This window comes from Brunnivagina elsteri CCALA 953 (genome assembly GCF_002289455.1).
GTDB lineage: Bacteria > Cyanobacteriota > Cyanobacteriia > Cyanobacteriales > Nostocaceae > Brunnivagina > Brunnivagina elsteri.
In genome coordinates this window covers 1-10,702 of the sequence record NZ_NTFS01000232.1, presented here as the reverse complement: position 1 = coordinate 10,702, position 10,702 = coordinate 1, and the positions used below count along the sequence as shown (strand labels likewise).

General features: G+C 37.2%; 7 protein-coding genes. 2 read left to right on the top strand and 5 right to left on the bottom strand.

Annotated features, from left to right (window positions below; all coding sequences use genetic code 11):
- Positions 1–83: 83 nt before the first annotated feature.
- The 5 genes from CK510_RS18970 to CK510_RS18955 form a co-directional block, all read right to left on the bottom strand.
- Positions 84–1,190, bottom strand: coding sequence for an AI-2E family transporter (locus tag CK510_RS18970; RefSeq protein ID WP_095723192.1), 1,107 nt, complete (start codon positions 1,188–1,190; stop codon positions 84–86).
- Positions 1,191–1,307: 117 nt separating this feature from the next.
- On the bottom strand, positions 1,308–2,030 hold the full coding sequence (locus CK510_RS18965; protein ID WP_095723194.1) for a molybdopterin-dependent oxidoreductase: 723 nt from the start codon (positions 2,028–2,030) through the stop codon (positions 1,308–1,310).
- 95 nt (positions 2,031–2,125) lie between these two features.
- Complete coding sequence (locus CK510_RS18960; RefSeq protein ID WP_095723193.1) at positions 2,126–2,680, bottom strand: cytochrome b/b6 domain-containing protein; 555 nt, start codon at positions 2,678–2,680, stop codon at positions 2,126–2,128.
- Positions 2,681–3,064: 384 nt separating this feature from the next.
- Positions 3,065–3,241, bottom strand: a complete 177-nt coding sequence (locus CK510_RS31865) for a HetP family heterocyst commitment protein (RefSeq protein WP_158224927.1) — start codon at positions 3,239–3,241, stop codon at positions 3,065–3,067.
- Between the two features lie 736 nt (positions 3,242–3,977).
- On the bottom strand, positions 3,978–5,516 hold the full coding sequence (locus CK510_RS18955) for a GAF domain-containing sensor histidine kinase (RefSeq protein WP_095723191.1): 1,539 nt from the start codon (positions 5,514–5,516) through the stop codon (positions 3,978–3,980).
- A gap of 494 nt (positions 5,517–6,010) precedes the next feature.
- On the opposite strand from CK510_RS18955, the gene CK510_RS18950 reads away from it, so the two are divergent.
- A complete protein-coding gene (locus CK510_RS18950; RefSeq protein WP_095723190.1) occupies positions 6,011–8,017 on the top strand; it encodes an AAA-like domain-containing protein in 2,007 nt (668 codons plus the stop codon).
- Positions 8,018–8,284: 267 nt separating this feature from the next.
- Positions 8,285–10,660: an adenylate/guanylate cyclase domain-containing protein gene (locus tag CK510_RS18945; RefSeq protein ID WP_095723189.1), complete on the top strand. Its 2,376-nt coding sequence runs from the start codon at positions 8,285–8,287 to the stop codon at positions 10,658–10,660.
- The last annotated feature ends 42 nt before the right edge of the window (positions 10,661–10,702 follow it).

The following is a 10,702-nucleotide window of genomic DNA, read 5'->3' as shown; positions in this document are numbered from 1 at the left end:
CCTCTTTTATTGACAAAAGTATTGTAGACTGAAACCCTTGCTACCTCTATGTTTTCAGACTTAACGGGAAAAGTCAGATTGAATTACTGGGATGCTAAATCTTCTGTAAGCAATTCCGATAATTCTTTAGTTTCTATTTCTTTGCCTTCTAGGTTCTCGCTCGATGGTGATACCCATGCTTCTAGAGCATCTTTGATTATACCTGCGATGGGTACGGCAATTAGCAGTCCTAATAAGCCACCAACATAAGCACCTACAAGCAGCGATGTCAATACCCAAATAGGTCTAATTCCGGTGAAACTACCCAAGAGACGAGGTGCGATCGCTTGGTCGATAAGTTGATCGATAATGATGGATATGCTAATTACTTTTACTGCTAACCAAACATCGTGGGAAGCAATAATCAAGCTGACAACAGCTAGACTAGCAATATCCCCAAATGGGATTAAACTGGCAATTCCGATTCCTAAACCGAGAATTAAACCAAATGGAACTCTCAATATTAGAAATAGCAATGTCAGCGAAACTCCCATTAGTGAAGCTAATGCAATTTGACCAATCAGATAATTTTGAAAATTTTGTTGAAAAGATTGCTGGAGTTTAGAACCAATGTTAACTGGTAGCTTTTTGAATAGCTCGTTCCAAATTCTCTTACCATCGACTAAAAGATAGAAAGTGAATACGATTGTGACTAAAGCTTCGGAAATACTATCAAATGCTTCAATCGTAAAATCGACAATTTGATTACCAAAATATTGTAATTCGTCAGGAAAACGGTTAGTTAACTGAGTAACTATGTGACTAAAATTAACTTTTAAACCCTGGTTAGATGCCCAATTATTGAAATTCAGTAATTTTTGCTCGCTAGAATCAATCCAATGGGGGAGGATTTTTGCCATTTCCTGAAATTGCTCAAATACAATGGGGAATATTGTGATGCCGAGTGCGATCGCAATTATTAAAGTCGATCCAAATACCAATCCAATTGCATAACCTCGCTTCAAACCACGTTGCTGGATTAATGTCACTGGATAGTTGAGGATAAATGCCAGTAATGAAGCCAGAATAATGGTTGTCGTAACTGGTTGGAAGTATTGAAAGAATTTTAATCCTAACCAACCATTCAGAAAAATAAGGGGAAATAACAGCGTTATAACTAACCATTGTAGGAGTTTATTTAGCGAAATCATAATAATTTAAATTGAAGCTAACGAACATCTAATTTTAGCCTATTGGGTAATTTACTTTTCCTAATTCACACCAAAATGAGATATTATTTAACTCCCAACTACTAATTCCTAAATATATTAAACCCCGGCAAACCATTCATAACCTTGGTCTTCCCAATATCCTTTATAAACGGATAAATTACTAACTAGCGTAATCCGAATCACCCATTTACTTTGTTTATAACCAAGTTTTATTGGTGATGCTAAACGTAAAGGAGCGCCATTATCAACTGGTAATAATTCGCCATTCTTTTGATAGGCTAATAAAGTTTGTGGATGTACTGCTGAAGCAATATCCCAACTCGAATAGTAACTATCTCCTGATAGAAAATAGGCATATTTTACTGTTTCTTTTGGTTGAGCAAGTGCGACAATTTCGCTCATTTGCACACCAGCCCATTCCACTATTGCAGCCCAACCTTCGACACAAATATGACGAATAATCATTGATGTCAATGGCAATGCTTGAATCTCTTTCATACTCAAATTCAGAGGATTATTTACCTCCCCATCAACTATTAAACGATATTTTTCGATATCGATAATTGGTGTATCTCGAAAAGTATTGACGATTAATGCATTTGATTCAATTTGATTTCGAGAAAATTCCGGTACAAGTTTTTGTGGTTGGAAGATTAAGGATTCCACTTTTTGGTTGAGTGGTTCGGAAAGTTTACCTGCTACATCTTCAAATATTGGTGTACCACAACCTCCGAGAAGGAAGTTTAACCAGGGTAAACCTGAGATTTGCAGAATTTGACGACGTGTTAATTGCGGACGAGGTATGCGAATTATGCCCATTTTGATTTTTGATTGGGGAATGTAGAGACGACTCGGTGAGTCGTCTCTCTGTAAAATCATAAGAAGTTGGTCGTAACTGACAATTACCGAAATAATTACCAAAACATCGATTCGGTTAATTTCTCACCTCCAGCTTTCCACCCCAGAAATGAGTGAATGAGGACGAAAATAATCACTATTGGCACCGAGGAGAAGTGGACAATACGTAACGCTTGCCAACTCCCGAAACATTCCACAATCCAAGGAAACTGCGCTGGTTTGTACATACCCATACCTGTAAATATTGATAACAGGAGGATGGGAATGATGCTGGTGTAGACAATACGATGCCAAGCATATACCAAGCGTTTGGGGTTTTGGGTTTTTTGCAGCGCTTTGATGTCGTTTGCCCCCACAAATTTATGCTGCCAGCGACGGGTTACGAATACGTAGATGCCGTACCAAAATAGGTTTAAGGAAAATGCCCACATGGCTGCGAAGTGCCAGTGTCTACCACCTGCTAACCATCCTCCCAATGTAAACAGGGGAAAGATATGCAATCCCCCACGTCCTCCGAATACTGGGTTAGCGTTATAAATTTGTAACCCACTGGTAAGCATAACGAAAATACTAACGATGTTAACCCAGTGGAATATTTTGGCTGCTAACATCCCGTAGCGTCTTTTTTGGGGTATGGCAATTTTTATGCTTTTGGCTGGAACTGTCATTTTTAGCTTCTTGATATATTTTGACTTTTGATATTTTCTGCTGTGCTAATGGCAATTTATATATATTAATTCTTTATCGGAATTATTGACTAAGAAGTATGCATAATAATCAATGCTGCATGTGCCAGTTTATTTAGTTTTATATTCATGATTCTCTAAAAATTAATGAAGGCAAGTTCAAACTTACCTTCATTAATTAAAACGATATATTTTAGTAAGGATTCTTTATCACAGAAAAAATGTCAAGTTGATACGTACCAGTTTAAGTTGTGGACTTAGTTGATGTAAATTTATAATCTCTAAACCAAGGTATATCAATTTAGTAATTTAATTCACACCAGTTCTATCCATTTGGTAGTTATCTTTCAGCAGTCTAATGTATGTGCGATAAGGGATATAGTGGAGTGGGTCATACCCATTGAAACGCAGAATAAGCACGCAAGCCCAAGAATATTTGCCTGCAATTATTGCTTTGATAACTTCTTCAACCTGTTTATTATTCATCTTTTATGTCTTGATGTCGTGAGTGTTTCATTTTTGAGCCATAGGGAACCTTTTTACCTCAATTCACAGTTTACATATGGATTGGGACACTATTTCATCATTTTTTCAGAAAACTGTAAAGAGTTCATAAAGCTTTCATCAATTTATTATTAATGTGTCAATTTTTCTAAATAAAATTACTTATTCGATTTACTATTTTAGGCTGATTTATGGATACAGTATTAAGTGTATTAAGTGAGTTTATTACACTAGCTTTGGCAAACAGTTGATGATGCTAATATCTGTATATATTTTATTTAAAAAACTGTCATTCTTTGTAGGTATTGACATTTACAAAAAATATTTCTTTTTTCAATTAAATTATTATTAATATACTGACAAATAGAATGAATTGTTTATACTCAATGCTGTCAAATATACGAAACATCAATATATTAGAGAAATTAGGGTACTAGTAAAAAAAGATATATTCCCATTTAAATTAACTAATGGTGTACGAGTATTAGATTACACTGACAAAAGACTTTCTTAAAATAACGTTATTATTAATACTCAACATCTACCTGAAGACGTAAGTTAGAAAATGATTCAATTGCGATTAGGTTTGAACTTATCTATTCCATCTTTAGTATGGGAATTAGAGTCAAACAAAAAAAGAGGGGTGAAAGCCCTCTTTTAGTGAAAATGGATTGTAGCTACTATTGGATATGATGGAGAATGTATTTAGTTTTTTTAGTTAAAAGCTGGCATGTTTTCTGATATCGACATATTGTTTAGCTGCGGTGTTTATTTCAATGAAGAACTCACTACCTTTTCCTAATTGAGATTTGCAGCCGAGTTTGCCCCGATGTTTTTCAACAATGATTTTGCGGCTAATCGCTAAACCCAGTCCGTTGCCTTTATCTATTGGTTTGGTGCTAAAAAAAGGTTCAAAGATACGACGTTGAATGTGGGGAAGAATACCATTTCCATTATCGGAAATACAGATTAGTATTTTCTGCTTCTGCTGATTTGGTTGATTTGCAGGCTTGATGCCATTACTGCTAATTAGAGATAAATGGCTATTGACAATCTCCGTACTAATCCAAATTTTGGGAGCAAAGGAGTAGTCATGGTGCATTCGTTCTTCTAAAGCTTCAATAGCGTTAGTCAGAATATTTAGGAATACTTGATTTACTTCCCCAGGGAAGCATTCTACTAGTGGAATATCACCAAATTTCTTATTGACTTGGATACCTGCTCGGTGGGCTTTTTCTTTCAAGCGGTGTTGTAAAATGGTCAGGATGCTGTTAATACCCTCATGCAGGTCGGTTTTTTTCAGATGGGTGTTGTCAAATTGGGAAAACTTGTACAATGCTGATACGGTATCTTTCAAACGCTCTGAACCTGCACGCATTGACCATAGGGATTTGAGGAATTCGGTTTTTGCAGAATCGATGTTAGTAAGTTTTTGTGGTGAAGCGCTATTGGGAGGTATGGGATAGTTGTGTTGGTACTGTTCGAGGAGATGGATTAAATCTTCAGCATATTGGCTGGTACTGTAAATACTAGAGAAAATAAAGTTAACGGGGTTATGAATTTCGTTAACTAAGTCAACAATCAATTGTCCTAGTGTCGATAGTTTGGCTTTTTGGAGCAGTTGGGTTTGGATTTGGGTAATTTCTTGCTGTGTAGTTGCAATTTCATCTAATGCTTGGTTCGATGCAGTTTCGGCTATTTTAATTTGTTGCCGAAGTTGAGATTTTTCAATTGCGATCGCAATTTCCCGACTTACTTGTTTTAAAGTATCAATTTCCCTGGTTTCCCAAGTACGAGAAATGCGGGAATCATCAATAATTACCATTCCCCACATCATCATTTGCCCAGATGATTGATTATCTCCAGTTTTCTGAGGCAACAAAATTGGCGTAACTAATCCAGATGTACTATATAAATTAGCTAAAACTGAGGAGTCGGAATCAACAGCCACAATTCCGCTCTCCGGGAAAATCTGGTAAATCCCAACTCTATCGGTTTGGAAAAATTTTCGGACTTCCTTAACGGATGCTTGCAAGATATCTTCAAGGGATATCTCTGGATCGATGCAATCGACTATTTTGCGTACCCTAACCAAAAAATCATCTTTCGCTAACGCCATTAATAACGCTGACTGTAGTTTCTCACAATTTTCTAGCGTTGGGGGTGCAGACAATTGCCCTTGTTCTGAAAAGACTTGGGTCCATCGTTGTGAAGCATCGACCTCAAATTTTTGGGTAGTTGGTTCTTCGATGTGCATAGCTGCTGGTAGGATGGAAAAGATGTTGTTGGAGCTGTTACTCGGTCTTAGCACCCTGACGTTTAAACTGTGAACTGTTAACTCAACATGGTTTTAGTCGCATTTTAATGTCAGCCACTGTTCCCAATATTGGACTGAAGCAACAAAAACGTAAACGGAAAAATGTAACTCTCTCGTTTTCTTTAATGCTCTGTTCAACGTTAAATAAGCTACATCATGTATATTTAAAATCAGAAATAGCAACCAGCTATTGTATCCTAGTTAACATTATTCCTATTAATTTTCTCGGTCTAGCAAGATTCAGCAATAACTGAAATCAAGGCTAAATAGATGTTTCATAAATTCAAAGAAAAGTCAAGGACTTATTGTAGTGTTTTTAGTGAAAGAGGTAGTTTATCCGTAGTGTCGAGGCTACATCACTATTAATTGTTTCACTTCCGAACTTTTTAGACAACGCTACAAAAGAAAACCATAACAATAACATCTATTGACTGATGACAATCGAAGAAGTCATATTCCTACTCAAAGCTAGTTTTCCCAATACTTTAACTCCACTTCAAGAGTTGGTGCTGCGTTCTTCATGGGAGGGTAAAACTTATACTAACATAGCTTTGGAAGCTCACTACGGTGAAGAAAGAGTTAGAAAAGTTGCTTCAAGTCTATGGCAATTAATCAGCGATTTTTGGCAAGAACCAATCCAAAAATCCAACTTTCGTCAAGTGTTAGAATTGCAACAACTAAATCGCAGGCAGCATCAACTGATTAAAGAATTCAATCATGTTTCAACTAAGGTATCATTAGAATTTCCTAATGGTCCTGTATCAATTGATTCTAATTTTTATATTTGTCGTCCACCAATTGAGCAGATGGCTTGTGATGAAATTACAGAACCAGGAGGTGCAGTTTGTATAAAAGCGCCGAAAAAAATGGGGAAAAGTTCCTTACTATTGCGGATTTTGGCACATGGGAAAAATTTGGGTTACAGAACTGTGAGTTTGGATTTTCAGCAAGCTGATATCTCTATTTTTACGAATATAGATAAGTTTTTGCGCTGGTTTTGTGCTAATGTCAGTCGCGAATTGGACTTGGAGCCAAAACTCAACGATTATTGGAACCAGGATATGGGCAGCAAAGTTAGTTGCTTGATTTACTTTCAGAACTATTTGCTGACATCGATAGAAGAGCCAATGATTTTAGCATTAAATGAAATCGAAGTGGTGTTGGAATATCCGGAAATTGCTAGGGATTTTTTGACGCTGTTACGTTCTTGGTACGAACAGGCAAAGTATATGCAGGTTTGGCAGGGTTTAAGGTTGGTAATGGCTTATTCTAGCGAGATTCTGGTGCCTTTGCGGATGATGCATTCACCATTTAATATTGGTTTGCCGATTAAGTTACCGCCATTTTCAAAAGAACAGGTAGAGGATTTGGCACAGCGACATGGTTTAGATTGGTGCGATCGCTCTGAAGTCAATCGACTGATGGGGATGGTAGGGGGACATCCTTATTTAATTAGGTTAGCGCTGTATTATCTGGTTGGGAAAGGGGAATTACAGGGGGATTTGGAGCAACTATTGCAACAAGCTCCTACGGAATCGGGTATTTTTGATGGGTATTTGCGACAATATCTGTTGTTTTTGCGGGGAGAATCCGAACTTGCGGCAGCTTTTTATGAGGTTATTGCTACTGATATTCCGGTAAAATTGGAACTAGCTTTGGCATATCGCTTACAGAGTTTGGGGTTAGTTAATTTGGAAGGCGATCGCGTTTATCCGGTTTGTGAGTTGTTTCGGCTTTATTTTCGCGAACAGTTGAATTATGGTGAATATGCAAGTCGCGATCGCAGCTTAATAAAAGAAGCATATCGGATGGAGGAACTGGAACGGGAAAATCAACATTTGCGAGTGCGATCGACTTTAGATGAACTAACTCAACTTGCTAACCGTCGTTATTTTAATACTTATTTACAAGTTGAGTGGCAACGCTATCCACGGGAAAACCTGGAAATTCCTCTGTCGTTGATTTTGTGCGATATTGATTACTTCAAAATCTACAACAAAACCTACGGGGATATGGCTGGTGATGATTGTTTACGGAAAATTGCCAAAACTATCCAGAAATGTATAGATAAACTGCTTGGTGGTAGTTTTTATGCTGCTCCCGGTATTTTTGATACATCTATTTCCGGGAATATGCGATTGGAAAGTCAATCGGTATTAATTACCCGTTATAGTGGTGAGCAATTTGCGATTGTTGCCCATGCTGATGCTGGTGTAGCTGTAAATATTGCGGAAATGATTCGTTTAGATGTTAAGGAACTGGGGATTTTATGCGATTATCCAGGGATTGGTGGACTTCCTGCCAGTGTTTTAACTGTTAGTCTTGGGGTAACAAGCATTGTTCCCGATCGCGAAACCGAACCCGACTCCATTATTATCGCTGCCGAACAAGCTCTAAGTTTAGCAAAACGTCGAGGACGCGATCGCGTTGTATTGGGTTAGGAGTTTTGAGTTAGGAGTTAATACCAATACCCAATTCCCAATTCCTCTTGCATATTTAGCGATTTTTTGAAACACTCTATAGGTAGATATATCAGTGGTGCGGCAAATAAAAGCTGAATTTTTCCATAAATTTAGACAAGCATAAGACAATAAGTAGCAATAATTACAGTTTTTTTTGGTTAAAAGGTTGTAGTGAGCTTCTCTACTACTTTTTTCCTATTGTTCTCTACTGAACTCAATATATTGCAGAATTATCACCGTACCAAGATGAAATACCAGGTACTCGACCGGATTTTTAATAAACATCAAGCATCACGTAAGTTTGAGCGTTTAGAAATTGATGGGAATTTTTATATTGTTGATACTTCTTCAGAAGTAAAACGATTTGCTGACAATCCTGATGAAGTGATTTTAGGGAAAGATGTACGGTTGGGATTTCCAGAGTTTATTGGTTTAGAAGAAGTATTCATTTCTATCTTAGAAGGGAATCAAGAACTATTTGAGTTAGAGGGAATTCAGCGATGTTTTAATAATCAATCTGACATTATATATATTGATATTTATATTTTGGGGGAAACTGGTCAAAATCAGGAAGAAAATCGGCTAATTATTCTTTTGGAAGATGTTACCGATAGCATGTTATTAAAGCAGAAATTTTCCCAACATTCCCGTGAGACTAACTTACTCTCAAATGTGTTAGTTTCGTATAAAAATTATATGGATAAAGTTATCACTTCAATGGCTGATGCTTTGATAGTGACAACAAAATCTGGAGAAATTAAAAAAGTTAATCGGGCAGCATTGGAGTTATTTGGTTATCGCGAAGAAGAATTAATCAATCAATCAATTTCAATCATTATTGATGATAATCAACTTTTACAAAAAGCGATTCAACAATATAGTTTTTTCCACAAATATTTCCAAAATGCCGAAGTAGTTTGCCGAACTAAAACTAGAGAAAAATTATTAATAGCTTTTTCTTGTTCGGTAATTCAAAAGAAAATCGACGGTTTAGAAGATATAGTTTATATTGGACGGGATATAACAGCACGTAAACTTAGACAGCAAAGGCATTCAGCCCAATATTCAATTACTCGAATTATCTCCGAATCAACCAGCATTAAATCAGCAATGCCGGAAATTTTGCGAATGATTTGCGAAAGTTTAGGATGGGATTTAGGAGAACTTTGGACAACTAACGAATATATTTCTAAATCAACTTTACAGTCTCAAAATTATCCAGTACTTCGCTGCGTCGAAATGTGGTCATCCCGTACCGTATCTATCCGAGAATTTAAATTAGTGACTTGGAAAACCATATATCAGTCAGGAATGGGTTTACCAGGTAGAATTTGGTCAATGGGTACACCAATATGGGTAAGGGATATAACAAGTGATGTAGATGCGCGATCGCAATTTGCCAAAACAAGTGGATTACAAGCTGCATTTGGGTTTCCCATTCTCGACGATCGTCACACATTTGGGGTAATGACCTTTTTTAGTCGGGAAATCCAACCTCCCGATGTTGATTTACTACAAATGATGGTTTCCATTGGCAATCAAATCGCAGAATTCATCAAAAGAAAACATGCAGAAGAAGCACTTTTAGAAAGCGAAGAAAGATACCGGGATTTATTTGAAAATGCCAACGATTTAATTCAGTCAGCTAATTCTTACGGACAAATTATCTATGTGAATCGAGCTTGGTGTGAAACACTAGGATATAGTCAAGATGATATCGCGACTATGAATATTTTTGATATTATTCCTCCCGATTATCAAAAACACTGTCGGCAAATGTTTTCTCGTGTTTTCGCAGGTGAAAAAATTGAAGTTGTACAAACAGCCTTTCTAACTAAAAATGGCGACACCATTATTTTAGAAGGCAATGTCAACTGTAAATTTGCAGATGGTAAACCCATTGCTACCAGGGGAATTTTTCGCAACATAACTCAGCGTGTCGCAGCAGAAAATGCACTTCGACAACAGCAAGAACAAAGTGAACGTCTGTTACTAAATATTCTCCCCGAAGCCATTGCTAACCGCTTAAAAATCCAACCCGGCAACATCGCAGAAGACTATGCTAATGTATCCGTTTTATTCGCCGATATCGTGGGATTTACGCAAATCTCTGCTAAACTAGGGGCAATTCAACTAGTCAAACTACTAAATCAAATTTTCTCAGCATTTGACCGCTTATGCGATCGCTATGGTTTAGAAAAAATCAAAACCATTGGTGATGCTTACATGGTAGTCGGTGGTTTACCCAATCGTACCAACGATCATGCCCAAGCGATCGCGAATATGGCACTCGACATGCAGAATGCGATCGTAATTTTCAACGCGGAAAATCAACAAGATTTCAGCATTCGTATCGGCATTCATAGTGGTTCCGTCGTCGCTGGGGTAATTGGTATTAAAAAGTTTACGTATGACCTCTGGGGAGATACGGTCAATATCGCTAGCAGAATGGAATCACACGGTTTAGTCGGTAAAATTCAAGTTTCTGAAGATACATACAATCTCTTACATAATGAATTTACCTGTGAAAAACGTGGTGAAATCGAAATCAAAGGAAAAGGTACAATGACGACTTACTTATTGCAGGGGCGCAAAAACTTGGCACTTTTATCGCAAGGATGAAAAATGGGTAGCAGCGGTTCAATTTACCCCTTCAGCAGTTTT